The organism is Rhizobiaceae bacterium, assembly GCA_023953845.1.
Taxonomy (GTDB): domain Bacteria; phylum Pseudomonadota; class Alphaproteobacteria; order Rhizobiales; family Rhizobiaceae; genus Arvimicrobium.
In genome coordinates this window covers 4,040,485-4,067,063 of the sequence record JAMLJC010000001.1, presented here as the reverse complement: position 1 = coordinate 4,067,063, position 26,579 = coordinate 4,040,485, and the positions used below count along the sequence as shown (strand labels likewise).

Annotated in this window: 27 protein-coding genes; 5 read left to right on the top strand and 22 right to left on the bottom strand. The window is 64.1% G+C overall.

The features are described from left to right. Positions 1-85: 85 nt before the first annotated feature. The 4 genes from M9955_20085 to M9955_20070 form a co-directional block, all read right to left on the bottom strand. Positions 86-1,057, bottom strand: a complete 972-nt coding sequence (locus M9955_20085; GenBank protein MCO5083944.1) for a ketoacyl-ACP synthase III — start codon at positions 1,055-1,057, stop codon at positions 86-88. A 12-nt stretch (positions 1,058-1,069) separates the two neighbouring features. Next, positions 1,070-2,134, bottom strand: coding sequence for a phosphate acyltransferase PlsX (plsX, locus tag M9955_20080; GenBank protein MCO5083943.1), 1,065 nt, complete (start codon positions 2,132-2,134; stop codon positions 1,070-1,072). Positions 2,135-2,239: 105 nt separating this feature from the next. Next, positions 2,240-2,791: a DUF177 domain-containing protein gene (locus tag M9955_20075; protein MCO5083942.1), complete on the bottom strand. Its 552-nt coding sequence runs from the start codon at positions 2,789-2,791 to the stop codon at positions 2,240-2,242. Next, positions 2,788-3,336: a ubiquinol-cytochrome C chaperone gene (locus tag M9955_20070; GenBank protein ID MCO5083941.1), complete on the bottom strand. Its 549-nt coding sequence runs from the start codon at positions 3,334-3,336 to the stop codon at positions 2,788-2,790. The genes M9955_20075 and M9955_20070 overlap by 4 nt, the downstream gene beginning before the upstream one ends. Before the next feature lie 109 nt (positions 3,337-3,445). Here M9955_20070 and M9955_20065 point away from each other — a divergent pair, with 109 nt between their 5' ends. Then, positions 3,446-3,958, top strand: a complete 513-nt coding sequence (locus M9955_20065; protein ID MCO5083940.1) for an outer membrane protein assembly factor BamE — start codon at positions 3,446-3,448, stop codon at positions 3,956-3,958. Positions 3,959-4,054: 96 nt separating this feature from the next. Here M9955_20065 and M9955_20060 read toward each other — a convergent pair whose 3' ends face one another. The 12 genes from M9955_20060 to M9955_20005 all read right to left on the bottom strand — a co-directional run bounded on the left by M9955_20060 (position 4,055) and on the right by M9955_20005 (position 16,168). Beyond that, positions 4,055-6,202, bottom strand: a complete 2,148-nt coding sequence (locus tag M9955_20060; GenBank protein MCO5083939.1) for a sodium-translocating pyrophosphatase — start codon at positions 6,200-6,202, stop codon at positions 4,055-4,057. Between the two features lie 171 nt (positions 6,203-6,373). Continuing rightward, on the bottom strand, positions 6,374-7,594 hold the full coding sequence (locus tag M9955_20055; GenBank protein ID MCO5083938.1) for an MFS transporter: 1,221 nt from the start codon (positions 7,592-7,594) through the stop codon (positions 6,374-6,376). After that, positions 7,591-8,091 (bottom strand): transcription antitermination factor NusB, encoded by a 501-nt coding sequence (nusB, locus tag M9955_20050; protein ID MCO5083937.1) that lies wholly within the window; start codon positions 8,089-8,091, stop codon positions 7,591-7,593. The genes M9955_20055 and nusB overlap by 4 nt, the downstream gene beginning before the upstream one ends. A gap of 1 nt (position 8,092) precedes the next feature. Beyond that, positions 8,093-8,578 (bottom strand): 6,7-dimethyl-8-ribityllumazine synthase, encoded by a 486-nt coding sequence (locus M9955_20045; GenBank protein ID MCO5083936.1) that lies wholly within the window; start codon positions 8,576-8,578, stop codon positions 8,093-8,095. A 123-nt stretch (positions 8,579-8,701) separates the two neighbouring features. Then, positions 8,702-9,319: a riboflavin synthase gene (locus M9955_20040; GenBank protein ID MCO5083935.1), complete on the bottom strand. Its 618-nt coding sequence runs from the start codon at positions 9,317-9,319 to the stop codon at positions 8,702-8,704. Beyond that, positions 9,319-10,443 carry a bifunctional diaminohydroxyphosphoribosylaminopyrimidine deaminase/5-amino-6-(5-phosphoribosylamino)uracil reductase RibD gene (gene ribD, locus M9955_20035; protein ID MCO5083934.1) on the bottom strand — a complete coding sequence of 375 codons (1,125 nt, stop codon included), beginning with the start codon at positions 10,441-10,443 and terminating at the stop codon, positions 9,319-9,321. Before ribD ends, M9955_20040 begins: the two co-directional genes overlap by 1 nt. After that, entirely contained in the window at positions 10,443-10,913 is a 471-nt protein-coding gene (gene nrdR, locus M9955_20030; GenBank protein ID MCO5083933.1) for a transcriptional regulator NrdR, read from the bottom strand. Before nrdR ends, ribD begins: the two co-directional genes overlap by 1 nt. 78 nt (positions 10,914-10,991) lie before the next feature. Next, positions 10,992-12,299: a serine hydroxymethyltransferase gene (locus M9955_20025; GenBank protein ID MCO5083932.1), complete on the bottom strand. Its 1,308-nt coding sequence runs from the start codon at positions 12,297-12,299 to the stop codon at positions 10,992-10,994. Positions 12,300-12,488: 189 nt separating this feature from the next. Beyond that, a complete protein-coding gene (locus M9955_20020) occupies positions 12,489-13,742 on the bottom strand; it encodes a L,D-transpeptidase family protein (GenBank protein MCO5083931.1) in 1,254 nt (417 codons plus the stop codon). Between the two features lie 307 nt (positions 13,743-14,049). Further along, the gene (locus M9955_20015; GenBank protein ID MCO5083930.1) at positions 14,050-14,565 is read right to left on the bottom strand and encodes a winged helix DNA-binding protein; all 516 of its coding nucleotides are present in this window, start codon (positions 14,563-14,565) and stop codon (positions 14,050-14,052) included. 146 nt (positions 14,566-14,711) lie between these two features. Next, positions 14,712-15,131, bottom strand: coding sequence for a DUF6163 family protein (locus M9955_20010; GenBank protein ID MCO5083929.1), 420 nt, complete (start codon positions 15,129-15,131; stop codon positions 14,712-14,714). Beyond that, positions 15,128-16,168, bottom strand: a complete 1,041-nt coding sequence (locus M9955_20005; GenBank protein MCO5083928.1) for an enoyl-CoA hydratase/isomerase family protein — start codon at positions 16,166-16,168, stop codon at positions 15,128-15,130. Before M9955_20005 ends, M9955_20010 begins: the two co-directional genes overlap by 4 nt. A gap of 130 nt (positions 16,169-16,298) precedes the next feature. On the opposite strand from M9955_20005, the gene hemB reads away from it, so the two are divergent. Together hemB and M9955_19995 are read left to right on the top strand one after the other, a co-directional pair. Then, positions 16,299-17,330: a porphobilinogen synthase gene (gene hemB, locus M9955_20000; GenBank protein MCO5083927.1), complete on the top strand. Its 1,032-nt coding sequence runs from the start codon at positions 16,299-16,301 to the stop codon at positions 17,328-17,330. 8 nt (positions 17,331-17,338) lie between these two features. Beyond that, positions 17,339-17,674: a DUF423 domain-containing protein gene (locus M9955_19995; GenBank protein MCO5083926.1), complete on the top strand. Its 336-nt coding sequence runs from the start codon at positions 17,339-17,341 to the stop codon at positions 17,672-17,674. Positions 17,675-17,691: 17 nt separating this feature from the next. On the opposite strand, the gene M9955_19990 is transcribed toward M9955_19995, so the two are convergent. From M9955_19990 to M9955_19965, 6 genes are all read right to left on the bottom strand, one after another. Continuing rightward, positions 17,692-18,990 (bottom strand): FAD-binding oxidoreductase, encoded by a 1,299-nt coding sequence (locus tag M9955_19990; GenBank protein MCO5083925.1) that lies wholly within the window; start codon positions 18,988-18,990, stop codon positions 17,692-17,694. Between the two features lie 6 nt (positions 18,991-18,996). Next, positions 18,997-20,247, bottom strand: coding sequence for a Xaa-Pro peptidase family protein (locus M9955_19985; GenBank protein ID MCO5083924.1), 1,251 nt, complete (start codon positions 20,245-20,247; stop codon positions 18,997-18,999). Positions 20,248-20,320: 73 nt separating this feature from the next. After that, positions 20,321-21,394, bottom strand: coding sequence for an ABC transporter substrate-binding protein (locus M9955_19980; protein MCO5083923.1), 1,074 nt, complete (start codon positions 21,392-21,394; stop codon positions 20,321-20,323). A gap of 90 nt (positions 21,395-21,484) precedes the next feature. Then, on the bottom strand, positions 21,485-22,282 hold the full coding sequence (locus tag M9955_19975) for an ABC transporter permease (GenBank protein ID MCO5083922.1): 798 nt from the start codon (positions 22,280-22,282) through the stop codon (positions 21,485-21,487). Then, the gene (locus tag M9955_19970; GenBank protein ID MCO5083921.1) at positions 22,279-23,097 is read right to left on the bottom strand and encodes an ABC transporter permease; all 819 of its coding nucleotides are present in this window, start codon (positions 23,095-23,097) and stop codon (positions 22,279-22,281) included. Before M9955_19970 ends, M9955_19975 begins: the two co-directional genes overlap by 4 nt. 56 nt (positions 23,098-23,153) lie before the next feature. Beyond that, positions 23,154-24,236 carry an ABC transporter ATP-binding protein gene (locus M9955_19965; GenBank protein ID MCO5083920.1) on the bottom strand — a complete coding sequence of 361 codons (1,083 nt, stop codon included), beginning with the start codon at positions 24,234-24,236 and terminating at the stop codon, positions 23,154-23,156. A gap of 213 nt (positions 24,237-24,449) precedes the next feature. Here M9955_19965 and M9955_19960 point away from each other — a divergent pair, with 213 nt between their 5' ends. Together M9955_19960 and M9955_19955 are read left to right on the top strand one after the other, a co-directional pair. Continuing rightward, positions 24,450-25,331 (top strand): FCD domain-containing protein, encoded by an 882-nt coding sequence (locus tag M9955_19960; protein ID MCO5083919.1) that lies wholly within the window; start codon positions 24,450-24,452, stop codon positions 25,329-25,331. 53 nt (positions 25,332-25,384) lie between these two features. After that, positions 25,385-26,506 (top strand): M20/M25/M40 family metallo-hydrolase, encoded by a 1,122-nt coding sequence (locus tag M9955_19955; protein ID MCO5083918.1) that lies wholly within the window; start codon positions 25,385-25,387, stop codon positions 26,504-26,506. Positions 26,507-26,579: the final 73 nt, after the last annotated feature.

Below are 26,579 nucleotides of genomic sequence, written 5' to 3'. Positions count from 1 at the left end.
AACCATCCTCAAAAACACAAGGGTCAGTTCCAAACGGGTGCGACGTTAGGAAATTGGTCCGGCAAGGTCAAGAACCGATCCCGGCCTACCAGCGCAGCAGCACCGCACCCCACGTAAACCCGCCGCCCATCGCCTCCAGAAGAACGAGATCGCCCTTCCTGATCCGCCCGTCGGCCACCGCGACCGACAGCGCCAGCGGCACCGACGCCGCAGAGGTGTTGCCGTGCTGGTCGACGGTCACGATCACCTTATCCTCGGCAATCCCGAGCTTCTTCGCCGACGCGTCGATGATGCGCCGGTTGGCCTGATGCGGCACGAACCACTGAATATCCTCGGCGGTGATCTTCGCCTCGCCGAACGTGGCCTCGATGACGTCGGTGATCATACCGACAGCGTGCTTGAACACCTCGCGGCCCTCCATGCGCAGATGTCCGATCGTCTGCGTCGTGGACGGTCCGCCGTCGACGAAAAGCTTGTCCTTGTGCGTGCCGTCCGAACGGAGGCTGGCCGTCAGGACGCCACGGTCCGCGATCGTTCCCTCGCCTTCCTGCGCTTCAAGCACCAGCGCGCCCGCGCCGTCGCCGAAAAGCACGCATGTGGTGCGGTCCGACCAGTCGAGAATGCGCGAAAACGTCTCCGAGCCGATAACCAGCGCCCGTTTCGCGAGGCCGCCGCGCAAATAGAGGTCGGCAGTGGTGACAGCGTAGACGAAGCCGCTGCAGACGGCCTGCATGTCGAAGGCGAAGCCGTGACGCATGCCAAGCCGGCTCTGGATCTCCACAGCGGTCGCGGGGAAGGTATTGTTCGGCGTCGACGTCGCAAGCACGATCAGATCGATGTCGGCGGGAGCCAGGCCCGCATTGTCTAGCGCGGCGCGCGCCGCCGCCTCGCCGAGGGACGCCGTCGTCTCGTCGTCCGCCGCGATATGGCGCTGGCGGATGCCGGTTCGCTGCACGATCCACTCGTCGGACGTCTCCACGACGCCCTCGAAATCGGCGTTCTTCATGACCCGGCGCGGCAACGATGCGCCCACGCCGCGCACCACGGAACGTATCATAGAGAGCCTCTGCTATTCGCTTTCATCGGCGGATTGTCGAACGCCCAGAAGCGTCTGCGGCAGACGGGCGTGAAACGTGTCGAGATCGGCCTTGATCCGTTCGATCAGGCTGTTGCGCACCATGTCGTAGCCGAGCTCGACCGCGGCCGCAAAACCCTGGTCGTCGGTACCCCCGTGGCTCTTCACCACGATGCCGTTCAGGCCGAGGAAGACGCCGCCATTGGATTTGCGCACGTCCATCTTCTCGCGCAGGCGCTCGAAAGCAGGACGAGCGAGCAGATAGCCGAGCCTTGCCCGCCAGGTCCTGTTCATGGCCGAACGAAGATAGCTGCCGATCTGCCGCGCCGTCCCCTCGGCGGTCTTCAGCGCGATATTGCCCGAAAACCCTTCGGTCACCACGACGTCCACGGTGCCCTTGCTGATGTCGTCGCCTTCGACGAAGCCGTGATAGGTCATCGACGGCATGGCGGCTTCCCGCAGCAGGCGACCTGCCTCCTTGACCTCTTCCTGCCCCTTGATTTCCTCGACGCCGACATTCAGCAGGCCGACGGTCGGCTTCTCGATGGAAAACAATGCCCGCGCCATGGCGGCGCCGAGGATCGCGAAGTCGATGAGCTGGTGCGAATCGGCGCCGATCGTGGCACCGACGTCGAGCACGACGCTTTCGGAGCGGATGTTCGGCCAGATCGCGGCAATCGCCGGGCGCTCGATACTGGCCATGGTGCGCAGGCAGAATTTCGACATGGCCATCAGCGCGCCGGTATTGCCGGCCGAAATGCAGACGCTGGCCTCACCGGTCTTCACCGCCTCGATCGCCTTCCACATCGAGGATTTCCATCGTCCCTGCCGCAGCGCCTGGCTCGGCTTGTCGGACATGGACACCGCTATTTCGCAAGGCACCAGTGTGCTTGCCGCCGCCACCTTCGGATGCTTGTCGAGCCACGGACGCAACTCGGACTCGATGCCGTAGACCAGGAAGCGAAGATCGGGCCGGCGCTCGATCACACGTTCGAGCGCAGGCACCGTGACGGAGGGACCATGGTCACCTCCCATCGCGTCGATGGAAATGGTTATCACGCGCAGTTCATCTCGTGGTCGTCCCGACCGGGACCGGAAAGTCCGGCGAAAATACTGGTTTCGGGCCGGCGCACAACGTCAAATTCCTCCCGGAAGCTGCCTGGATCAGCTTTTTCGTGTGAATGACAGCAGCTTTTCGCGCAAGGAACCGCCTGTCGCCGATCCTTCCTCGCCCGTTCCCGCGTCGAGCGCGGCGCCCGGCTTGCGCGGGTATGGATCGATGGCCAGACCGAAGAACTCCTCCGCCAGAGCGCCAACGTCGATAACATCGCCACTGAAGGGCTCGGGACTGTCCGGCCCTTCGGCATCGAGATGAATCTCCCCTCCCTCGTGAAACCCCTCCCGGCCAAGCCTGGACTGTTCCGGCAGAAAGACCTGCGAAAACTCCTCCGAGATCGTGGCCTGCAGAGGTTCCAGCGTCACCACGCATTCCTGATCGATATCCGCCTCAACCGTTCCGGCGACCCTCACCCCGTTGCGCTTCCACGTCGTGACGAGAAGCTCGGCCCGGAAGCTGCGCACAGAGAGCAGCCCGTGCTGGTCAGCCAGTGCGGCGCGCTGGGCATCGTCGGCCACGATGGTGACCGGCATGCCTTTCTGCGGCAGGCGCGCGACATTGACCGGATAGGATACTGGGCTCCTCGTCTCCTGCTTCATCGTTCGATCCCTCCGGCCTGCGGAAATGCGATCCGGGCAGCCAGAAACTCGGCAACAGCCTGCCCGCGCAACCCGGCATCGGCTACGCGCACATACTCCGCCAGCGGCTCCGCCCCGTCCCAGCGGGCCAGATCCGGGCGGACGTTGCGCGAGAGCGCGGCGGCCAGCGCGGCCGCGTCATCCTTGTCCAGCGCCTCGCCATAGGCTGCAACGCGACCATAGAACATCTTCGCCAGCCGCTTCACCCGCTTCGGCACGCCCGAGTCGCCTACGCCCAGTTCCCGGACCGAGCTGTCCACATCCGCAAAGAACTCGTCGGTCATCGTCTGCGCGATGTCGGCAATCGCGCCATCCTCGCCCCGGACACGATGCAGAAAAAGGAAAACATGCAGCCCGACCATTTCGAATCGCCCGAGCGGCGTGTCAGGCACGTCCCACTGCGCATAAAGGGCCGGCTGCCGCGCGGCCGCCACGATTTGCTCGTAGAGCGCATCGGTTATTGCACGGTTGGTGCGGGAATCGCGGCCGAACCAGCGCTGGAACATCAACTGTGGCCTCCGGGAAGCGAATGAAGCCGCGTTCGGTTGCATCGGCAAGGAAGCTGGTTTACCCGTTTTGCCGCTCCGTGCAAACCGTTGACGGAGTTGCGCCACCATGGAGTTGCCTTTGAATTCGCGCCTTCTCAATTCCGGCCTGATCTGGGGCGTGGCGGCGCTGTCGTCAATCGCGCTTTCCGGCTGCAACACCTCGGCGCTGAACCTGAGCGCCAGCGAAACGCTGCACAAGGGCTATGTGATCGACGAGCAGCAGCTCGAACTCGTGCCGGTCGGCTCAAGCCGCGAACAGGTGATCCTGGCGCTCGGCTCGCCCTCGACAAAGGCGACCTTCGACAACGAGGTCTATTATTACATCTCGCAGACGCGCAAGCGCAGCATGGCCTTCCAGAATCCGCACATTGTCGACCAGCGTGTGCTGGCCGTTTATTTCGGCGAGGACGGCAGGGTCACCAACATCGCCAATTACGGCCTCAAGGACGGCAAGGTCTTCGACTTCGTGTCGCGCACGACGCCGACAGGCGGCAAGGACCAGACCTTTATCGGCCAGATCCTCGCCGGCGTCAGCGGCCTGCCGAGCGTGCCGGGAGGCTCGGGCCAGCCGACCCGATAGCGTACTCCGGCTGCTTCGAGCGCCGCAGCTACCTGTATAAAATAGCAAAAGGCCCGCCGGATCGCTCCGGCGGGCCTTTTTCACGAGCGTCTCAGCTCACATGCCGCTATGCGCGAGCACGGCGAGCAGCAGCAGCGCCACGATATTGGTGATCTTGATGGCCGGATTGACGGCCGGGCCGGCGGTGTCCTTGTAGGGATCGCCCACCGTATCGCCGGTCACCGATGCCTTGTGGGCCTCGGAGCCCTTGAGGTGCTTGACGCCGTCCTTGTCGACGAATCCGTCCTCGAAGGACTTCTTGGCGTTGTCCCATGCACCGCCGCCCGAGGTCATCGAGATAGCGACGAAGAGGCCGTTGACGATCACGCCGAGCAGCGACGCGCCAAGCGCGGCGAAGGCCGAGGCCTTGGAGCCCGAGATCAGCAGAACGCCGAAATACACGACCAGCGGTGCCAGCACCGGCAGGAGCGACGGGATGACCATCTCCTTGATCGCGGCGCGCGTCAGAAGGTCGACCGCGCGGGCGTAGTTCGGCTTCGAGGTGCCCTGCATGATGCCGGGGTTCTCGCGGAACTGCTTGCGCACCTCCTCCACGATCGCGCCGGCCGCGCGTCCCACCGCCGTCATGGCGATGCCGCCGAAGAGGTAGGGGATCAGGCCGCCGAAGATCAGGCCGGCGACGACATACGGATTCGACAGGTCGAACGACACCGTGCCGAGATCCGCGAAATACGGATACCGGGTGGAATTCGCCGCGAAGTACTGCAGGTCGTAGCTGTAGGCGGCGAACAGCACCAGCGCGCCGAGACCGGCCGAACCGATGGCATAGCCCTTGGTGACGGCCTTGGTGGTGTTGCCGACCGCGTCCAGCGCGTCTGTCGAATGACGGACTTCCTTCGGCAGGCCGGACATTTCGGCGATGCCGCCGGCGTTGTCCGTAACCGGGCCGAAGGCGTCGAGCGCCACGATCATGCCGGCGAGGCCGAGCATGGTGGTCACCGCGATCGCGGTGCCGAACAGACCGGCAAGTTGGAACGTGGCGATGATGCCGCCGACGATGACGATCGCCGGAAGCGCCGTCGATTCGAGCGAAACCGCGAGGCCCTGGATGACGTTGGTGCCGTGACCGGTGACCGACGCCTGCGCGATCGAGTTCACCGGGCGCTTGTTCGTGCCGGTGTAATACTCGGTGATGACGACGATCAGCGCCGTCACGAGGAGGCCGATCAGGCCGCAGACGAACAGGCTCGTGCCGTTGATCGTGACGCCGTTGGCGGTGCCGATGTCGCCCCAGCCGATGGTCAGCGAATTGGCTGCGCCGAGCCCGACAACGGAAAGGATGCCGGTCACGATCAGGCCCTTGTAGAGGGCGCCCATGATCGAGCCGTTGGTGCCGAGCTTGACGAAGAAAGTGCCGACGATCGACGTGATGATGCAGGCGCCGCAGATGGCGAGCGGATAAAGCATCACGTCGGCGAGATTGGCGGCCGTGCCGAAGAAGATCGCCGCGAGCACCATGGTGGCGACGACCGTCACCGCGTAGGTTTCGAAGAGATCGGCCGCCATGCCGGCGCAATCGCCGACATTGTCGCCGACATTGTCGGCGATCGTCGCCGGGTTGCGCGGGTCGTCCTCGGGGATGCCCGCTTCGACCTTGCCAACGAGATCGCCGCCGACATCCGCACCCTTGGTGAAGATACCGCCGCCGAGACGGGCGAAGATGGAGATCAGCGAGGCGCCGAAGCCGAGCGCGACCAGCGCGTCGATCACGGTGCGGTCGGCCGGGCTGTAGCCCAACGGTCCGACCAGAACCCAATAGTATACGGCAACGCCCAGCAGCGCGAGGCCAGCCACCAGCATACCCGTAATGGCGCCCGCCTTGAAGGCGATGTCGAGGCCGGCAGACAGACTGTTCGAGGCCGCCTGCGCCGTGCGCACATTGGCCCGCACGGAGACGTGCATGCCTATAAAGCCGGCAGCGCCCGAAAGAACCGCGCCGATCAGAAAGCCGATGGCCGCAATTCCGGACAAGAGCCACCAGGCCAGCAGGAACACGACCACGCCGACAATGGCGATGTTGGTGTACTGGCGGGTCAGATAAGCCTGCGCACCCTCGCGGATGGCGGCAGCGATTTCCTGCATGCGTGCATTGCCCTGGTCGGACGCGAGGACCGACTGTGTCGCCCAGATGGCGTAGAGGACGGAAAGCAGACCGCAGGCGATGACGACGTAAAGCATGGTCATTGCCGATTTTTTCCCTGATTGCGTCCGGCAGATTCCCCCCGGACCACGTGAGCGAAGCCGCGCGCGCGGCTTCACGCTAGGGCTTATGAGAAAGTCGCTTCATATCGTCAAGGTTTTGTGCGTTTTTCGCCCGATTTTCACCGGAAAGATCGAGGCGGCGAAGGATTCCGCTCAATCCGCCGTGGCTGGCCGGCGCATTGCGGCGACCCGCAGAAGTACGAGCGCAAGCAGGCAGACCCCGGTCACCGGGAAAACGACGATGTTCAGGCTCTCCCAGCCGCCCGAATTGAAGACGATCCCGGACATCAGGGAAGCGAATGCGACGGAGCCGAACAGCACGAAATCGTGGAAGCCCTGCACCTTGCTCTTCTCGGAGAGGTGGTAGCTGCCGGCGACCATGGTCGTCGCGCCGATGAAGCCGAAATTCCACCCGAGGCCGAGCAGGATCAGGGCCGTCCAGAAATTCCACAGCTCGATGCCTGCGAGCGCGAATCCCGCGCAGCCGATCAAAAGGAGCAGGCCAACGGCAATGATCGTCTCCTTGCCGAAGCGGGCGACGAGCAAGCCGGTGAAGAAGCTCGGCCCGAACATCGCCAGAACGTGCCATGAAATGCCGAGCGCGGCTTCGTCGGTGGAAAAACCGCAGCCGACTATGGCAAGCGGCGCTCCGGTCATGACAAAGCTCATCAGCGTGTAGGAGCCGACGGCGCACAGCAGGCCGACGGCGAATTGCGGCTGCCGGATGATCTCCACGAGCGGACGCGCCGGCTGCGACGACGCCACCGCTTCCACCGCCTCCGTCTTCGGCTTCAGCCTAAGAAAGCTGAGGATCAGCGCTCCGATGCCCGCCAGCACGACGATCGTGGCGAACGAGCCGGCAAACTTTATCGGGTCCATCAGGTCGTCGGTGAGGATGACGATCTGCGGCCCCAGAATGCCGTTGACCACGCCGCCCGCCATCACCCACGAAATCGCCTTCGCCTTGAACGTCGAATCAGCATTGTCGGCAGCGGCGAAGCGGTACTGCTGGCTGAAGGAATTGCCGAGCCCGACCAGCGCCATGCCCAAGGCGAAGATCCAGAAGCTCGAATGCAGCATGCCGAATGTCGCGACGAGGCCGGCCACCCCGACGATCCCGGCGCCCGTCACGAAACCGTTGCGCTGCCCCAGCGACCTTATGATCATGGCGGCCGGAATGGCGCCCAGCGCGACGCCGAGATTGAAGCCGGTCACCGGCGCGGTGGCCAGCGACTTGTCGGCATCGAGTAACTGGTAGCCGACCAGCGCACCGACCGAAATGCAGATCGGCGGCGCCGAACCGATGATCGCCTGCGCAGCGGCGAGGATGAACGCCGTGCGCCGCGCTTCCTGCCGGGTCACTGCCAGCGTCATGTCGCCTCCTTGCCGCGGCCCTCGCCCCTCACACGGCGGGCGACCCGGTCGAGAACGGCGTTGACGAGCTTCGGCTCGTCCTCTTCGTAGAACGCCTTGGCGATGTCGACATATTCGGAGACGATCACCGCGACCGGCACGTCCTCGCGCTTCATCAACTCGTAGACGCCGGCGCGCAGGATGGCGCGCAGCGTGGAATCCAGACGGGACAAGGGCCAATCTTCCGTCAATGCCTGCCGGATGATCGGATCGACGGTCTTCTGGTTCTCGACCACGCCGGCGAGTATCGCCCGGAACCACTGCGCGTCCGCCTCGCGGTACAGCGCGCCGTCGACTTCCTTGCCGAGCCGGAAGGATTCGTACTCGGCGGTGATCTCGAGCAGACCGCTGCCTGCCACGTCCATCTGATAGAGCGCCTGCACGGCCGCTAGTCTGGCCGCGCCGCGCTTGTTTGCGTGGCGGATGGCCGGTGCCGGTTTGCCTGCGGGAGTCGTCACGTCAGGCTCCGAAACGTTCGCGCAACGCGATCATGGTGAGTGCGGCGCGTGCGGCAAAGCCGCCCTTGTCGCCTTCCGACTTCTTCGCGCGCGCCCAGGCCTGCGCCTCGTTTTCGGTGGTGAGGATGCCGTTGCCGATGGCCAGCGACTCCTGAACTGCGAGGTCCATCAGCGCCCGGTTCGATTCGTTCGAGACGACGTCGAAATGATAGGTATCGCCACGGATCACCACACCAAGCGCGACGTATCCGTCGTATTGCGTGCCGTCATTCTCGGCGCCATCCAGAGCGAAAGAGATGACAGCAGGAATCTCCAGCGCTCCCGGCACGGTCACGATATCGTAGGTCACGCCCGCTTCGTCGAGGGCGCCCGTCGCGCCCTCCAGCAGCGCGTCGGCGAGATCGTCGTGGTAGCGCGCCTCGACAATAAGCACATGCGCCTTTTCAGGGCGGATGAATGCCTTGCCGTGTTGGGATATGCCTGCCATGTCGGTCTCCGGATGAGCCGGTGACTTAGGCCGAAGCGATCCTTACCGCAAGCGGGTCGTGGATGTATTCGCGCAGCCCTGCCATGCAATCGCAAGGCCCCGGCAAACCTCGCAACCGGGCCGCTACAGCCCCTCGCTCGCGGCTTCCGCGAGGCGTGCGGCATAACGCGCCATCGTGTCCACCTCGAGGTTCACGCGATCGCTGACGTTCCGCTCTCCCCATGTCGTCACCGTCAGTGAGTGATGGATCAGGAGAACGTCGAAGCGCGTGCGTTCGACCTTGTTGACGGTGAGCGATGTGCCGTCAAGCGCCACGGAGCCCTTCGGCGCGATGAACCGCGCGAGATGGGCAGGCGCTTCCAAAGTGAAGCGCACAGCTTCGCCCTCCTCCTGACGCGTGACGATCTCGGCCATGCCGTCGACATGGCCGGATACGATGTGCCCGCCAAGCTCGTCGCCGATCTTCAGCGCCCGCTCCAGATTGATGCGCGTACCGGACTGCCAGCCGGACGCGGTTGTCAACCGCAACGCCTCCTCCCACGCCTCCACCTCGAACCAGCGCTCATTGACGCCGCTTTCCGGAAGCGCCACCACTGTGAGACAGACGCCTGAACACGAAATCGACGCCCCGATCTCGATGGCAGCGGGGTCGTACACGGTTTTAATCCTCAGTTTCACGCCCTTGTCGAGCGGCGTGACACACGCCACGACGCCGATGTCGGTGACGATGCCGGTGAACATCAGAATGGCCTTTCGTAGTCGACAAGCCGGTCGCCGCCGAACCGGCGCATGTCGAGCAGCGTGAATCCTTCCGGGATGTTCGCTTCGCTCAGCGGCGAGACGATCCCCCCTTCCCCGACGACGACATCGCTTGTGAACAGCCTGATCCGGTCGACAAGACCCGCTTCCAGAAAACGCCGCGCCGTTTCCGCGCCGCCTTCGACGAAGACGCTTTTCAGGCCGAGGATGCCGAGCACGCGCAGGATTTCCTGCGGATGGAAGCGGCCGCGATAGTCCGAAGCGATCGGTCGCACCATGGCGCCACGATCCTTCAGCAGCACGGTCTGTCTCGACGCCGCCTTTTCACTGACCAGAATCAGCACGGGGTGCCTTGCGGCGCTGTCGAGCAGCCTTGCGGAAGGCGGCGTCCGCCCGAACGGGTCGACGATCACGCGCGTCGGCGTGCGCTGTTCCAGTCCCGGCAGGCGCACGGTCAGCAGCGGATCGTCCTCGATCACCGTGCTGACGCCAACGAGCACGGCCTCATGTTCCAACCGCATCAACTGCACTTCGTGGCGAGCGTCGGGACCCGTGATGGCAACCTGTCCCGCGCCTTTCCTGCCGATCATCCCGTCTTGCGAGACGGCCAGCTTGAGCGTCACATAAGGTCGCCCCCTGCCCTTTAGCGACAGGAAGCCGGCCATGGCGCGCCGTGCCTCGGCTTCCATGCAGCCTGTTGTCACCGCGACGCCAGCCCTTTCGAGGATCGACACCCCGCGCCCGGCAACGCGGATGTCGGGGTCGAGCGTGGCGATCACCACACGCGCAACACCGGCAGACACCAGCGCATCCGCGCAGGGCGGCGCGCGGCCGATATGCGAACAGGGTTCGAGCGTGGCGTAGACCGTTGCACCTTTCGCCAGCGCTCCAGCCTCGGCGAGCGCCTGCAACTCGGCATGGGGCCGGCCGCCGATTGCGGTGACGCCGCGCCCGACGATCCCGTCGCCGTCAGATCCGGTCTGGACGATGACGGCCCCGACCGACGGATTCTCCGCAGTCAGCCCGCGATGTTTCAGCGAAAGCGCGATGGCTTCCGCCATGTAACGGCGATCCGCATCCGGATCGAGCGTGGCAGGCGCGGCCATCATTGCTCAGGCGTCGTCCCGTCGCCCTTCAATTCGCCCAGAACTTCCTGGAAATCCTTGGCCTCGCGAAAATTCCGGTAGACCGAGGCGAAGCGGACATAGGCCACGTCGTCGAGCGACTTCAGCGCCTCCATGACCAGCTTGCCGATCTCCTCTGTCGGAATTTCGGTCTCGCCGGAGCTTTCAAGCTGACGCACGATGCCGGTCACCGCCCGTTCGATACGTTCCGGGTCGACGTTGCGCTTGCGCACCGCGATCTCCACCGAGCGCGCCAGCTTGTCCCGATCGAACGGCACCTTGCGGCCTGATTTCTTGACGACGACCAGATCGCGAAGCTGGACCCGCTCGAAAGTGGTGAAGCGTCCCGCGCATACGGGACACACCCGCCTGCGCCGGATCGCCGCCCCGTCTTCGGCAGGGCGCGAATCCTTCACCTGTGTGTCTTCGGACTGGCAGTAGGGACAGCGCATGGGAACCTTCTGGCGAGCGATCTGCCCCAGAAGTGGAGGCAGACAGCTACCGATGCAAGAGTGTTCGGGCCGCAGCGATCAGCCGAGGTAGCCGTAGAGCGGGAAGCGCACGGTCAACGCCTCGACTTTCGTCTTCACGGCAGCCTCGACCGAAGCATTGCCCTCGTCGGAGTTGGCGGCCTTGAGACCGTCCAGCACTTCGGCGATCAGCTTGCCGATCTCGCGGAATTCCGCAACGCCGAAGCCGCGCGTCGTGCCGGCCGGCGTGCCAAGCCGCACGCCCGAGGTGACGAAGGGCTTTTCGGGATCGAAGGGAATGCCGTTCTTGTTGCAGGTGATGTTGGCGCGGCCAAGCGCGGCCTCTGCACGTTTGCCGGTGGCGTTCTTCGGGCGCAGGTCCACCAGCATCAGGTGGTTGTCCGTGCCGCCCGATACGATGTCGAGGCCTGTTTCCTTCAGGCTTTCGGCCAGCGCCTTGGCGTTGGTCACGATGTTTTTCGCATAATCCCTGAAGGACGGCTGCAGCGCCTCGCCGAAGGCGACGGCCTTCGCCGCGATGACATGCATCAGGGGTCCGCCCTGCAGGCCCGGAAACACGGCCGAATTGATCTTCTTGGCGATGTCCTCCTCATTGGTGAGGATCATGCCGCCACGCGGGCCGCGCAGCGACTTGTGCGTCGTCGTGGTGACGACATGAGCGTGCGGCAGCGGCGACGGATGCTGGCCGCCCGCCACGAGACCGGCGATATGCGCCATGTCGACCATGAGATATGCGCCGATCGAATCCGCGATCTCGCGGAAACGCTTCCAGTCCCAGATGCGCGAATAGGCGGTGCCGCCGGCGAGGATCAGCTTCGGCCTGTGCTGCTCGGCGAGCTTCGCGATCTCGTCCATGTCGAGCAGATGGTCGTCTTTGCGGACGCCGTAGGACACGACCTTGAACCACTTGCCGCTCATGTTGACCGGCGAGCCATGCGTCAGGTGGCCGCCCGAATTCAGGTCGAGGCCCATGAAGGTGTCGCCCGGCTGAAGCAGCGCCAGGAACACGGCCTGGTTCATCTGGCTGCCGGAGTTGGGCTGGACGTTGGCGAATTTGCAGTCGAACAGCTTCTTGGCCCGCTCGATCGCCAGTTCCTCGGCGATATCGACATACTGGCAGCCGCCATAATAGCGCTTGCCGGGATAGCCCTCGGCATATTTGTTGGTCATGATCGAGCCCTGCGCCTCCAGCACGGCGCGGCTGACGATATTCTCCGATGCGATCAGCTCGATCTCGTGCCGCTGGCGACCGAGTTCGCTGCGGATGGCGCCGAAAATCTCCGGGTCGACCTCGCTGAGCGGCGCGGTGAAAAAGCTGTCGTTCGTGCTGGCAGCAGCAAGGGCCATATCCAAAACCTCTGGGCAATATTGATGGAGCGTCGGATTGCGGCGCCATTAACACACTCGCCGCGCCGCCGTCACGCTTCGCACCGCGAAATATGATCGCCCTTTTGCGCCACCACGAAAGGCGCGGCGGCCGGCAATGAAAAGACCGCCCGAAGGCGGCCGTCTCATTCGCTTGCCGGGGATACGCGCTCAGAGCGCGGAACTGATCTTCAGCTCGTCCACGCCGTCGCGGCCGTAGATGTCGTCGCGGAAATGCACGACGCCGTCGCCCGTCGACCAGGCGGAAATATAGGTAAAATAGACCGGCACCGGATCGGCGATCGCCACCGGCGTGTTCTCGCCGCTCTTGATCGTCGCCTCGAAGCGCTGACGGTCCCAGCCCGGCGTGTTCTTCATCAGCCACGTCACGAGGTCCCGGACGTTCTGGACGCGCACGCAGCCAGAGGAATCGAAGCGCATCAGCTTGTCGAACAGGCTCTGCTGCGGCGTGTCGTGCATGTAGGTCGCGTGCGGGTTCGGGAAGTTGATCTTCACCGACGCCATGGCGTTGATCTTGCCGGGGTCCTGCCGGAAGCGGAATTTCGCCGCGTCCTCGGTGTTCCAGTCGATCGTCGTGGGATCGATCTCGCTACCGTCCGGCCCGAGAATGCGGATGTTGTTCTCGGCGAGATATTGCGGGTTCTTGCGCATCAGCGGGATGATGTCCTTGCGGACGATCGATTCCGGCGCGTTCCAGTATGGATTGACGATGACTTCGTTGATCTTGGAATTGAGAATCGGCGTCTGGCGGTCGATCTTGCCGACGATGGCGGTATGCCGCAGCACGACGCGGTCGCCCTCGACGGCCTCGATCTGCGCGGCCGGGATGTTGACCATGACATAACGGTCGCCGAGGAAGCCCGACATCGAGCGCAGGCGCACGAGGTTCGTTTCCAGCTGGCCGAGCCGGACGGGAGCCGAAACGTTCAGTGCCGCATAAGTATATTTGCCGAGCACGCCGTCAGCCGGCAGCCCGTGACGGGCCTGGAAGCGCTTCACCGCGGCGTCGACATAGGTGTCGAAGGAATTGGAGATGCCGGCGGTCCTAGACAGGTCGCCCGAGATCACCAGCCGCTTGCGAAGCTCGGAGACCGCCGGATCGGACATGCCGAGCTTGAGCTTGTTGACCATCGGAACCGTCGGCCAGCCGCCATTCGCCACGATGTTCTGATACTGCGCGATCGCTTGTTCCAGATAGGCGACCGTATGCGGGCTGAAGATCGGAAGCGTCGACTGAACCTTGCCGCCCTCGCTGGCGCGCGCATCGAACTGATCGTTCCACGCGCCGCGCTTCGGCGCGCTCAGAAGGTCGCCGATCACGTCCTGGGCTATGGCGCCGCCGGAAATGGTCGTGGCGGCCAGGGCCCCTGCACTGGCGAGTAGGTTGCGGCGGCTGATTTTCATCGAACGTCCTGACTTTTCACCGAATTCTGCTTTGCCTGCGGGTCGCGGCCCGACGTCGCGCCGGAGGCTAGCGGCAGCACGTTAACATTTCCCATACCATGACGGTCGTCGTCCCGCCTTTTGCATGGTGTTCGCCGCGAAATCGCACGGCCCCTCTCCTCAACCCGCTCACACCCGAATATGGCGACAGCGTGGCCATGTCGCGACAAGATGCCGTGATCCGTGGCGGCACAGCAGTCGCTATTGCTCCAAAAGCACAGGGCCGGCGCAAGCACCGGCCCTTGTCATGCATGCAATGCGTGTTCGCTTACATGCGATAAGCGATCGTGTCGTTCCAGAAACGATCCAGACGCTGCAGGGCGCGGTTCATCTGCTTGAACTCGTCCTGATTGATGCCGCCCACCTGTTCGATCGAGCCGATATGGCGCTCGTAGAGCCCGCCCACCACTTCGGCCACCGCCGCTCCCTTCGGCGTCAGGCTGACACGGACAGAACGACGGTCGATGCGCGAGCGCTGGTGGTTGATGAAGCCGAGATCGACCAGCTTCTTCAGATTGTAGGAAACGTTGGAGCCGAGATAGTAGCCGCGGGAGCGCAGTTCGCCGGCGGTCAGTTCCGCGTTGCCGATATTGAAGAGCAGCAGCGCCTGGATCGCATTGATGTCGCTGCGGCCGTTGCGGTCGAATTCGTCCTTGATCACGTCAAGCAGACGGCGGTGCAGGCGCTCCACCAGCTGCAGGGATTCCATATAAAGCGAGCGGATGGCCTCACGGCGCTCGTCCGCCACGACGGCGGGCTTGGCCGCCGAACGGTTGTTGGTCATGATATTCGCCTCTCGTTTGTCGCCTAGGTGATGTTTTTGTTTCTCACCTTGAAAGCGACAGTAGCCGACACCGATAAAATTCGACTTAAACGCCAGCCTTAACAAAGGTTTGCGCGAGGCAGATCAGATTCAGGCCTAATGAAGGGCTAACGCGAATGCCGGCTTTGGAAGTAAATCACCGCGCGGAAAGCGAGGTAGAGCAGGATCACGCCCAGATGCGACAGGCCGATGGTGGGCCTGAAGCCGTACAGTTCCGGAAAGCCGAGATACATCGTCATTTCCATCGCGGCGCATATGAACCAGATGACCGGTCCCCACGAGGAAAGCATCCACAGGCCGATGGCGGCGAACGGAAACAGCACCGCCAGCACCACCGAGGCGAGTTGCCAGTGCACGGGCATCAGGTCGAACCGCCACAGGCTGCCCGGATAGAAGCCGACAAGCCGGACCCAGTAGAGAACGCCGAACAGCAGGCAGTATCCCGCTATGACACGCTGAAACCAGGTGAAGGCAATCTGCGCCGAGCTGGCGCGAAGCGGACTGCGCTGGTCAGCGAAGTCGGTCACGGCCACAACTCACCGTCCGGCAGCGGGGCGAAATAGGCGTCCACCTCCGCCTCGGACACCGCGTCCAGCGAAGACGGCCGCCACTGCGGCGTCGAACCCTTGTCCACCAGCATCGCCCGGATGCCTTCGTAGAAATCATGCCCTTTCAGCATCCGCCGCAGGATGCGGTATTCCATCTCCATGCATTCCTCCATGGAAAGCATGGCGCCCGCCTTGATCTGGCGGAACGTCACCTTGAGGCTGGTCGGCGACCGCGTCGCCATCGTCGCCAGCGTCGCCTTGGCGAATTCGTCGCTTCTCGCTTCCGTGAGGCTGGCGACGATGTCTTCGAGCGTCTCGTAGCCGAAATGCCGGGCGATGGCGTGGAGCGTGGCCTCGTCCGTCTGCCGATCCGGCGTCTTCAGGAAGGGTTTCAGAGCACCGTCGGCATCTCCGGTTTGGGCAAGAGCGTCAAACGCCAAAGGAATGTCGCTCGAGGCGATCGCATGCGTCGCGAGCCCGGCCCATACCGCATCTCCGGCTCGGATGCGCCCGCCGGTCAACGCGAGATACATACCGTAGCTGCCGCGCGTCCGCGAAAGCAGGTAGCTGCCGCCGACATCGGGAAAGAAGCCGATGCCGACCTCAGGCATGGCCAGCACGGCGTTTTCCGTCATCACGCGGTGCGAGCCGTGGCAGGAAATGCCCACGCCGCCGCCCATGACGATGCCGTCTATCAACGAGACATAGGGTTTTGGAAAAGCTGCGAGTTGCGTGTTCATGCGATACTCGTCGGCGAAGAAGCCGTGAGCCTCCCGGCCTTCCTCCCGCGAGCGGTAGACGTCCAGTATGTCGCCGCCGGCGCAGAACGCCCTGCCCTCGCCCCTGACTACGACCAGCGCGACCGATTCGTCTTCCGCCCAGGCCGTCAGGGCGCGCGCGAGCGCCTTGACCATCCCGTGCGTCAAGGCATTCAGGGCCTTGGGACGCGTCAGCGTGGCGACACCCGCCCTGCCGATGCGATCGAAACGAATCTCGTCACCGCCACCGAAATCCATGCTCGCTCCCTTTTGAAACGGAGTGCTAGGCGCGTCATCCAACGGCGTCAATGGCTGCACGGATTGATGCGGCGTGTCGCATTGGAGATCGTGTTCGCGACGTGATATGGAGCGCCGCGGAGATCAAGCCATGAACCGACACAGCCCGACCAAAGCAGCAGGCGCGCGCAGCGTCGACGAGATCACGGGCGGCCGCCGGCTCCGACGCATGCGAAAGGCCGACTGGTCGCGCCGGCTGGTCCAGGAGAATCGGCTCAGCGTCGACGATCTCATCTGGCCCATCTTCCTCGCCGAAGGCACGGGCATCCGCGAACCCGTCGCCGCCATGCCCGATGTCTACCGGCTGAGCGTCGATCGTGCGGTGAATGAAGCCGAACGCGCCGCAAAGCTCGGCATTCCGGCCATCGCCACTTTCCCGGCTGTCGATCCGGCGCGCAAGGACGTCACCGGTTCGCACATCCTCGATGCGGACAATCTCATCAATCGCGCGACACGCGCCATCAAGGATGCCGTGCCCGATATCGGCGTCATCACCGATGTGGCGCTCGATCCTTTCACCAGCCATGGGCACGACGGCATCCTGCGCGGTGGCGTCATCGTCAACGACGAGACGGTGGATCAGATCGCCGCCGCCGCTGTGCTTCAGGCGGCTGCCGGCGCCGACATCATCGCGCCATCCGACATGATGGACGGCCGTATCGGCGCGATTCGCGACGCGCTGGACGCCAACGGCTTCCAGGAAGTCGCCATCATGTCCTACGCGACCAAATTCGCGTCGGCTTTCTATGGTCCCTATCGCGAGGCGATCGGCACGCTCGGCCTGCTGAAGGGCGACAAGAAGACCTACTACATCGATCACGCCAATTCCGACGAGGCGGTACGCGAGGCGGAACAGGACCTGATCGAGGGTGCGGACATGCTGATGGTGAAGCCCGGCATGCCCTATCTGGACATCATCCGGCGGCTGAAGGACGAATTCTCGATGCCGACCTTCGCCTATCAGGTGTCGGGCGAATACGCGATGATCAAGGCCGCCGCCGCAAATGGCTGGATCGACGGCGAAAAGGCGATGCTGGAATCGCTGCTCGCCTTCAAGCGCGCCGGCTGCGACGGCGTCCTCACCTATTTCGCGCCGACCGTCGCGGAAATGCTGAGGGCCTGACGAGAACGATGTCGCCAATCGTCCTTGTTGCCGGCCTGTTCGGCGCGTGCGGCGTCGCCCTTTCTGCCGTGGCCGCGCATGGCGGCGGGGCTGACCTCAATCCCGCTTCGCTGATTCTGCTCGTCCATGCGCCGGCCCTGCTGGCGATCGGCCTCGCAGCGACGCCGCGCCTCACGCGCCTCGGCGGCTATGTCCTGGCTTTGGGCGCGCTTCTGTTCGCCGGCGACCTCGCCGCCCGGCATTTCCTCGGCCATCGCCTTTTCCCGATGGCCGCGCCTACGGGCGGCGTGACGATGATGGTCGGCTGGGCCGTCGTGGCGCTCTCGGCTTTCGCGCGGCGCTAGACTGTCCGCGGCGCTTTCTAGCTCGAGAAGCGGTCGAGAACGGCGCCATAGGCGAGGCGAACTGCCGTCACCGGTTTCCACAATGCATGGAAGCGGATCGACTGCAGCGCGGTGATCGGCATCGGCAGTTCTTCCACCGATGCGCCGAGCAACCGGCGCGCAATCACGCCGCCCATGGACGTCGCCATGGCGATGCCGCGACCGTTGTAGCCGAGACAGGCAGTAAGGCCGGGCGCCAGTTCGTGAAGGTGGATCTGATGATCGGTCGTGATCGCCACCTGACCGTTCCAGACATGCGTCCAGCCGATGCCTGAGAGAAACGGCCACAGTTTCAGCGCGTAGGCCTGAAGCGATCGCGCATCGGCCATGCCGGTCACGTCGCGCTGAACGCTGCGCCCACCCATCAGAAGGCGGTTCTGCCGGTCGAGACGATAGTAGACCGTGTTGTTGCCGACCTCATAGAGAACCGATCCGGCCGGCATGACGCGGCCCGCGATTTCGGCCGGCAGCGGTTCGCTGGCGACGATCGTCGTATAGACCGGAACCACGCTCTGCCGCAGGCCGGGCCACAAGCCGTCAGTGTGTCCGTTGGTGGCGAGCACGACATTGTCCGCCCGGAGCTTCGCGCGCGGCGTCTCGACAATCCAGCCGGCAACCGTCCGCTGGAGGCGGAGAGCGGGCGTGCCCCCATGGACGCGCGCGCCGGCGGCGATCACCGCCTTCGCAAGACCGCGCGCATATCCGAGGGGATTGAGCTTTCCGCCTTGGGACAGGAAGATCCCGCTCCGGTAACGGCTCGTTCCCGTCCGGCGCTGGAGGTCCGCCGAATCGACGGATTCGGCCGGCAGCCCGAAGCTGCGGTACTGACCGAGCGTCGCGGCGATCTTCGCCTCGCCCGCGGCGTTGAAGGCGACGCGCAGCGTCCCGGTCTGTTCCGCCTCGCAGTCGATCCTGTGCCTGCGGACCAGATCGAAGACGCGATCCGGCGCGCCGCTGGCAAAGCGCAGCATCGCCATGGCGCGCTCTCGCCCGAACTGCTCCGCGATGCGTTCCGGATCGGGATAAAGACCCGGATTGACCTGTCCACCATTGCGGCCGGAAGCGCCCCAGCCCGGTTCGTGCGCCTCCAGCACGACGGCGTCCTCCCCCGCCTCCGCAAGATGGAGCGCGGTGGAAAGGCCGGTATAGCCGCCGCCGACGATGACGACCTGCGCCGTCCCGTCCTTCGACAGGACAGGCGTGTCGGGCGCCGGAACCGCGGTGTCCGCATAGAGGCTGCGCGGCAGCGGACGGCGCTCGACATGCGCTTTCTGCATCTTCGATCAGACCACGAACATTTCGAGCGGCACGTTGGACAGGATGCGCGCCCCGTCCCGCTCGTAGACAAGCGTATCGATAAGCCAGGTGTTGAACAGGCTTTCGAGGTTCGTGACCATATTCTCCTCGAAGACGCGGTCGAGATACTTCTCGTCCTGATAGTGGAAATAGAAGTTGCCGACCCAGTCCGGCGGCAGGCTCAGCCCCAGTTCGTATCCGAGCACCCATCCGGCGCCGTCGGCAAGACCGACGTCCTGCAGGTACTTCCGGATGAGCGCGTTCACCTCGCGCACCGTCATGCCCGCCTTCACGTCGTTAAGGAAGAGGTCGAAGACGCCAGCGGCCTTCTCGTACTGGGAGAGCATCTCCTTCGTCGGCTCGCCGAGATAGAAGCCGCGCATGACGTTGGAGTGATAGCGGTTGTAGACGCCGCAAAGGTCGGCGGTGAGGAATTCGCCCGCCTCGATGACCTTGCGGCCAGCCATGGAATGACCTGACGAGACGGGCCGGCCGTCGCGCACGGGAACCGCGTTGAAAATCGGAATGAGTGCCGGAAACTCGCTCCCGGCCTTCATCATGGCGGCCGTGACGACGCCGAACAGCTCCAGTTCGGTCATGCCCGGCCGGATTTCGCGGCGAAGCGCCTCGATGCCGACCTCCGCGAAGGTCGTCGCCTTCTCGATGGTGCGGATCTCCGCCGGGGACTTCACCAGACGGGCGCGGCGCAGGATGCTGCTGGCGTCGACCACGCGAGCGCCTTCGGCCAGGAACGCGCCTTCCAGCATGGTGCTGATGGCCCGGTTCGGAACGTAGCTCCAGTGCTCCATGCCGACGGTGCCGGAAAGCCAGCCCTTGGCCTTCAGCTCGCGCATGATGAAGGGCACGTTGACCGACGCCTCGCGCGACGTGAAGAACCGGTTGTCGGTCGAGATCGAGCACTTCGCCAGAACGGGCAGTTCGGTCGGATTGTCGAAATGGATGAAGTCGTCGTGATCGACATGGATGACGGTGCCGTAGAGCTGCGGATACCGCATCGGCGCGTTCGCCTTGTACCAGCTCGCATAGTAGCCATGCAGCCAGCACACATGCTCCGGCGTCGTGACGTAGAGCACGTCGATCGCCGCTTCGGCCATCAGCTTCCGCACCTTGCGGATACGCTCCTTGTATTCCGCCGGCTCGAAGGCGAGTTCGGTCGCCTCGCCGGAAAGCGTTTCGAAGGCGCCGGGCGCCAGACCATTATAATTTTCGTTCAACATCTCGATCTACCGGACAATGGAGGAGAAAGAGGCGCGCCCACCGGCCCGTGGACGCGCCAGTTTCAGGCGCGGCTCAGGACTGGAGCCACTGCTCGAAGCGCTTCTGCGTCGCATCGAAATTCTTGGCCCACCATGACCAGTCGATCGCGAACTGCTTCTTGAGGTTTTCCGGGTAGGAAGGCAGCATCGCCGCCAGTTCCGGATCGATCAGATCATAGGCCTTGAGGTTGGTCGGCCCATAATACATGACGCGGGCGAAGGCGGCCTGCGGCTCCGGGCGGCCGAGCCAGTTCATGATCTCCATGGCGCCCTTCGGATTGGGGCCGCCCTTCATCGCCAGCCAAGCCTCGACCTCGCCCTGATAGGCAGCCTGATTCCACTCGAAGGCGAACGGCGCGCCGTTGTCCTTGATGGTCACGGTGCCGCGCCCGTTCCAGACATAGAGCAGGTCGACCTCTCCGTCTTCCATCATCTGTTGCTGCTGGCCGCCGCTCTCCCACCAGGTGACGATATGCGGCTTGATCTTGTCGAGGCTCTTGAAGGCGCGGTCCACGTCGAGCGGATAAAGCTGGTCCATCGGCACGCCGTCCGCGAGAAGCGCGAACTCGATCGTCGGATAGGCGGTGTAGCGGCCGAAGGCGCGCGGTCCGGGGAAACGCTCGACGTCCCAGAAATCCGCCCAGGTCTTCGGGTGATCGTCGCCGGGCCAGCGCTTCTTGCTGTAGGCCATCACGTAGGAAAGCGTGCTGCCGCCGATGGCGTTGTCGCCGTAGGCGAGCTGGTTGGGGGTCAGCGCGGACTTGTCCACCACCGACCAGTCGATGGGCTCGACGACGCCCTTCTCGATGAACATCGGGGTGTCGAGGCCGGCGCCGAGGATGAAGTCGATCTCCATCTTGCCCGCTTCGTGCATGGCCAGCACTTTTGGGGTGCTGTACGGGATGATCTTGACCTCCGAGCCGGACTTCTCGGTATACGGCTTGTAGTAGGCTTCGGCGATGCGTTCGTCCCACTCGCCACCCCACCCCATCGTGGTGACAGGCTCCGCGGCGGCTGCGTGACCTGACAGCATGCCGTGGAACGTCGTCAGCAGGGCAGAACCGGCAGCCGCCTTGCCGAGGTTCGACAGGAAGGCACGGCGGTTCATTCCCCGCGTTTCCTCCAGAACCTTCCGGAGGATTCCCGCGGCGCGGTTTTGTTCTTTTTCATCAAACATTTGTGGTTCCCTCTGGTTGCGTCAGGCAGGCGACATGCCGGCGCGACGATTGCGGCGATTGACGAGAAGAATGAGGCCGAGCGCGACCAGAGCCATGACCACGAGCGTCGTGGAGGCGGCTGCGATCGTGGGCTGGAGCGAGATGCGCACCCCCTCCCAAAGCCGGACGGCCAACGGCTTTTCCGTGGTTCCGAGCAGGAACATGGCGACGAGGAGTTCCTGCGCCGACTGCAGGAACGCGAAGATCGCGCCGACGATCACCGACGGCGCGAGAATGGGCAGCGTCACCGTAGTGACCGCGCGAAGCGGCGATGCGCCATGGATGCGCGCGGCAAGCTCGATGTCCTGATCGTAGGATTTCAGGCTCGCAAGCAGGTTGAGCACGACATAGGGGATGCCGGTGACCGTGTGGCTGAGCACGAGGCCCGTTACGGAACTGGTTAGCCCGATCGGTGCGAAGAACAGGTAGAGCGAGATCGCCTTGATGATCGGCGGCGTGATCAGCGCCGCGATCAGCAGGGCTTCGAACGCCCCCCGGAAGGCGAACCGGTGGCGCGCCAGCGCGAAGGCTGCGGGAACGCCGGCGAGAGTGGAGAGGACCGCGGTCAGAATGCCGACCTGGAAGGTGATGCGGTAGGATTGCAGCCAGTCGCCGTCGAGCAGCGCCTGATACCATTGCAGCGACAATCCCGGCGGCGGAAAGGTCAGGAACTTGCTCGAACTGAAGGAGATCACCACCACGACCACGACCGGGAAGAGCAGGTAGATCATCACCAGCGCGGTGGAGATCGTCAGGACGCGCCGCTCGGCAGGGCTCATGACGTGCCTCCGGCCAGTTTCTCGAAGCCGAGGAAACGGTTGAAGACCGCCATGAGGACAATCGTTGCGAAGAGCAGCATCGCCGCCGCCGCCGAAGCGAGAGGCCAGTCGAGCAGCTTGCTGGCGAAACTGTCGATGGTCTGCGAGATCATGGTCTGCTTAGGCCCGCCCAGCAGCGCCGGCGTGATGTAGAACCCCATGCAATTGACGAAGGTGAGCAGCGAGCCGGCGACCACGCCCGGCATGCTGAGCGGCAGGAACACCGTGCGGAACGCCGACCACGAACCGGCGCCGTGCGCCGCAGCTGCGTCCAGCAGCGAGGCGTCGATCCGCACCATGCCGGCGTAGAGGCTGAGCACCATCAGCGGCAGCATCACCTGCACCATGCCGACGATGACGGCAAGGTCGGAGGACAGATGCGATACCGGCACCTCCACCAGCCCGAGTGCAACCAGAATCTGGTTCAGGAAGCCGTTGCGGCCGAGCAGCACCATCCACGAATAGGTACGAACGATGTAGTCGAGCCAGTAAGGAATGGTGACGGCGACAAGCAGGATGATCCGCCATGCGCCGCTGCTGCGCGCGAGCATCATCGCGACCGGGTAGCCGAGCACGAGGCTGATGACCGTCACGATGAGGGAAAGGCGGAACGTCGTCGCGATGACCGTGAGGTAAAGCGGCGTCGACAGGAGTTCGACGAAATTGGCGAGGGTGAACGTTCCGTCTTCATAGATGCTGCGGGCAAGCAGCACCGCGGTCGGCCAGACGAAGCAGGCGCCATAGATAAGCAGCGAGGGAGCAAGCAGAAGCCACACCAGAACTGCGCCTCCCGGGACGCGGCCTGAGAACGCAGCGCGCGGCGCGGCAGGGTTCATCCGTCGGCCTCGACAGGCAGCGCGATCGTCGACCGGATCGGCCATTCGATACTCACGTCGAGACCCGGCGTCAGGCCGGCCGCACGATGCGGCGCCATGCGCGCAGAAATCTCCTGACCTTCGGCGGCCACGACGACACGCACCGCTTCTCCCATGAAGATGGTTTCCACCACGCGGCCCTTGAGCCTGTTCTGCTCCGAGGCGTCCGAGACCGTCGTGGAGATGCTTACCGTCTCCGGACGGAAGGCCAGAGCGACGGCCCCATTGACCGGCGCGCCGCCTGCGCTCAAAGCATCGCCGCCCAAGAGCCGGTAGACGCCGCCGGCTCCCGTCGCGGAAATGAGGTTTGACCCGCCGAGGAAGCGCGCGACGAAGGCGTTCGCTGGCGCGTTCCAGAGCCGCTCGGGGCTGTCGGCCTGCTGTATCCGGCCATTGCCCATGACGACGACCACATCGGACATGCCGAGCGCCTCGCCCTGGTCATGGGTCACGTTGATGAAGGTCGTGCCCGCCTGCCGATGGATGGTCTTGATCTCGACCTGCAACTCCTCGCGTAATTCCTTGTCCAGCGCGCTCAGAGGCTCGTCGAGAAGAAGCAGCGGCGGATTCGCGACGAGCGCCCGCGCCATTGCCACGCGCTGCCGCTGCCCGCCGGACAGCGCCGCCGGCATCCGCGCCACGAACTGCTCGAGCCGCACCGACTTCAGCGCCTCGGCGACCCGCTGCTCGATATTGCCGAGCCTGCGCATGCGCAGCGGATAGGCGACGTTGTCGAAGACCGAAAGGTGCGGAAACAGCGCGTAGCTCTGGAAAACCATGCCGATGTTTCGGCGGTGCGGCGGCACGCCCGTCATCGACTTCCCGTTGAAAAAGACGCCTCCGCGATCCGCTTCCAGGAAGCCGGCTATGATGCGTAGCAGAGTGGTCTTGCCGCTGCCCGAGGCGCCGAGCAGCGTCACGAAGGAACCGGCCTCCACCTGAAGCGTGCAGCCGCTCAGCACCTGAGCCGAACCGAAGCTTTTGCCGACATCGTCAATGAAGACGGCCGTCGACCTTTGCGATCCCTCTCCGGCCGTCATCGCGCTGCTTTTTTCAATGTCGCGGGCATGCATCAATCCCGGGCACCTCATCCATTGCCCAATGATCGCAGGTCGGAAAAACGTGTCAATCTATTTCTTATAATAAATATGTTTGATAGAAGCGATTTCCCTTGTAGCTTGGCAGCGGATGCGGCATGTGTCAGATGTCGCGGTTGGGATACGGCTCCGGCAGAATAAGAAGCGATGGAACGAATGGACGGACTTCCTGCCGACAGGGCCGGCTTGCAACCCGGCCGTTACAGCCTGCACAGGACGCGGGCCAAACGATCGGATCTTATTGCCGGTGAACTCCTGCGCTGGGTGCTGCTGACCGGCCGCAAGCCCGGCGATCGCCTTCCTCAGGAAAAAGACCTGATGGCCATGTTCGGGGGCAGCCGCGGCACGCTGCGCGAAACCCTGAAGGCGCTGGAAGTCCAGGGGCTTGTCGAGATCCAGACCGGCCCGAACGGCGGCGCGCGGCTGACGGAAGTGCCCGAAGACCGGGCGATGCAACTGCTCACGCCCTATTTCTTCTTCAGGGCGCTCGACGCTCACACCATATACGAGACGCGCGTCATCCTCGAACCGATCATGGTCGCCGCCGCAATCGATCATCTGACCGAAGCGGATTTCGACGCGATGCAGCAGACCATCGACATCTGCCATCGTGGCGCTCATGGCGAGCTTGGCCCTGCCATCCATCGCGCGGCCGAACTTCAGTTCCACCATATCATCGCGAACCGGGTGCCCAACGTTCTCCTGCGGTTCTTCTGCATCTTCATGAATCACATCCTCTATTCGCTGGTGACGCCCAAGTCCGTCGCGCAGGGCAATGATCAGCACTTCACCGAGCATGTGATCCACGCCCATGACGAGATTCTCGCAGCGCTTCGGCGCCGGGATTCCGAGGCGGCGGCCAGCCTTATGCTGGATCACATCCGGGAAGCCGCCGCGATGGTCGAAAATATGGAAATGGCGTTCGATCGCGCGCTGATCGATCAATCGATGGCGGCGAGCCTCGATCTCGCAACGGCGGTCAACGGCATGAGCGGCATCGATCCGCGTTCCCCCAGCGTGCGCCAGGCCGAGGAATAATTCGATACCCCCTCTTCCGTCGTTTCGCGACCGCGCCTGAAAGCCACCATGTCATGAATATGCAAGACCTGCCTTTTGATGCCGATGCCGCGCTCGAGCGCCTGCGCGGCTGGGTGGAAATCGAAAGCCCGACCTTCGACAGCGCCGCCGTAAACAAGGCAATGGACCGGGCTGCGGACGACCTCGCATCCATCGGCGGACGGACGGCCCGGATTCCCGGGACGATGGGCTATGGCGACTGCGTGGTCGCGCAATTTGGCGCAACCGGCCCCGGCATTCTCGTCATGGGGCATCTGGACACTGTCCACCCTGTCGGAACGCTGGAGGTGCTGCCCTTCGCGATCAAGGACGGACGTTGCTCCGGTCCCGGCATCCTCGACATGAAAGGCGGCTGCGTCGCCGCACTGGAAGCCATAGCCAGCCTGAGCCGCGTGGGCCGCAAGACACCGCTTCCGGTGACGGTCCTGCTCACGTCCGACGAGGAAGTGGGAAGCCCGAGCACGCGCGGCCTTATCGAGGACATGGCGAGCCGGAACAAATACGTTCTGGTGCCGGAACCGGCGCTCGGTGCGGGGGGCCTCGTCACCGGACGCTACGCGATCTCGCGATACAGACTGGCAGCCCGAGGGCGTCCGAGCCATGCGGGGCAGGCATTGAAGGACGGGAGATCAGCGATCAGCCTGATGGCGCGCAAGATCATCGAGATCGAGGCGCTGACCACGGAAGACTACACTTTCAGCGTCGGCACGATCCATGGCGGGCAATGGGTGAACTGCGTGCCGACGCTCTGCAATGCGGAAGCGCTCAGCATGGCCAAAAGGCAGGCCGACCTCGACCTGGCCGAGCAGAAGCTGATGGCGCTCGCCTTCGACGAAGGGGGACCTTCCTTCGGCGTCGAGCCCAGCGTGGCGAGACCCGTATGGGAGCCGAGCCCTGAAACGCTGAAGCTATACGAACTCGCGCGCGGCATTGCCCTCGAACTCGGCCAGGCAATCGATCATGGCAGCGACGGAGGTGGATCGGACGCCAACTTTACCGGCCATGCGGGCATCCCGACACTGGATGGACTGGGGCTGACCGGCCGCGGGCTACACACGCTGGAAGAATATATCGAGATCGACAGCCTGGAGAAGCGAACGCGTCTCATTGCCGGGCTGCTCATGCGCTTGCAGTGACGCGGCACCGAACCAGCGCTTAGCCTGCCAGTCTCGCCCGCGCCGGCACCATTGGCGCAGGTCTTTCCTGAAA